We start from the raw sequence: 1,683 nt of genomic DNA, 5'->3' as shown, positions 1-1,683 counted from the left end.
CAAGCCATGTTAGTTTGGGTCAACCCCTTTCTTTTATGGTTGGGAAGGAGAAATAACAGAGGGGGACATTGCATTGAATCATAGAGAAGCACCGCTTTATGAAGCACTCTGCACTTATGAGCAAAATAACAAGCTATCCCTTCATGTACCAGGACATAAAGATGGAAGCGTGTTTGATGCGGAGGCAGGTACACACTTTTATAATGTGTTGAAAATAGACGCAACAGAAATAAACGGATTGGATGATTTGCATCATCCTACAGGTGTGATTGCGAGGGCACAGGCACTGGCGGCTGATGCATTTGGAGCGGAACATACGTTTTTTTTAGTGAACGGTTCCACGGCGGGCAATCTCGCTGCTGCGCTTACATTATGCAGCCCGGGCGATACCATTCTTGTGCAGCGCAACGCCCATAAATCAATATTTAACGGCTTGCTTCTGGCTGGAGCATGTCCTGTGTATATACTGCCCGAAATTGAGCCTGCGACACGGGTTGCTGCCGGAATAAATCCGGAATGGTTGCGGGCAGCTATAGACCGGCATCCGGAAGCGAAAGCGGTCTGGATTACGAATCCAAACTATTATGGTATGGGGCAGGATGTCGTGACGCTGGCTGAGATGTGTCACCAGGCAGGCCTTCCGCTTGTAGTAGATGAAGCACATGGTGCGCATTTTGGCCAGACAGACGGTGTACCGCCTTCTGCTTTACAGGCAGGTGCGGATCTTGTTATACAATCTACGCATAAAATGCTGACCGCTATGACGATGGCGTCTATGCTACATATACAGGGTCCGCTCATTCCACGGGACAAGCTTGCCAGGGTGCTTGCCATGGTACAGTCAAGCAGCCCTTCTTATCCATTAATGGCTTCCCTCGATGTGGCGCGCCGCTACCTTGTTATGCGGGGACGGGAACAATTACATGAGACGATTCGTTGTCTGGAGCGATACAGAACAAAACTCAAGAAAGAGTTAAAGCTGCTTTCCATATGGGATGAAGAATCCGAGCCTCAGAACAGCCCGGTTTACAGCCGGGATCCGTTAAAATGGGTGCTAACGTCTTCAATCACCTCTGTAACAGGCTACCAATTATTGGAGTGGCTTGAGGAAAAAGGCTGTGTGGCAGAAATGGCTGATACGCAAAACGTAGTGCTTGCGTTTTCCATTAATACTGAGGAGGCGCATATTAAGAAGGTGGCGACTATACTTAAGGAAACAGATGAAAAAATGCAAAAGCTGAAGAAAAGAACGGGGGAAGCACGGACTTACAGTCCCCAATCTACAGAGTTATTTTCCAGACAGGCTCCTTTTATTATTCCTGTGATTCCACTTCAGGAGGCATTTCATCGGGACAAAGAGGAGGTACTGCTTAAAGATGCGGTCGGCAGGTATAGCGCTGAGATGGTCATTCCTTATCCGCCCGGCATCCCGCTGCTTACACCGGGCGAAGAGATTACGGATGAGCATATTGAAACTATACGACGCATCCAAAGGGCGGGTGGGTACTTTCAAGGCGCTTCCGATGAGACGATGGATAAAATGTTTGTACTGGTCAGTCCGTAGTTTTTCGATTATGATAACATCATATAGAACCACCAAGGCTTCTCAGCCGCAACCCCGACATGAAAATTGAGGGAAGGGCGTTGACTTTTGAGGTACGAAGGAAAAGAGAGAAGTGAACG

At 48.2% G+C, this 1,683-nt stretch carries 1 protein-coding gene; it reads left to right on the top strand.

What is annotated here, in order from left to right; genetic code table 11:
* Window positions 1–73 precede the first annotated feature (73 nt).
* Window positions 74–1,564 (top strand): aminotransferase class I/II-fold pyridoxal phosphate-dependent enzyme, encoded by a 1,491-nt coding sequence (locus B2899_RS05085; RefSeq protein WP_286884389.1) that lies wholly within the window; start codon window positions 74–76, stop codon window positions 1,562–1,564.
* Window positions 1,565–1,683 lie beyond the last annotated feature (119 nt).

Origin of the sequence: Aneurinibacillus sp. UBA3580, assembly GCF_002375825.1 — a bacterium.
In the GTDB taxonomy this organism is placed as follows: Bacteria; Bacillota; Bacilli; order Aneurinibacillales; family Aneurinibacillaceae; genus Aneurinibacillus; species Aneurinibacillus danicus.
Note: the sequence above shows the minus strand (reverse complement) of the source record. Positions and strands in the feature narration are given on the sequence as shown.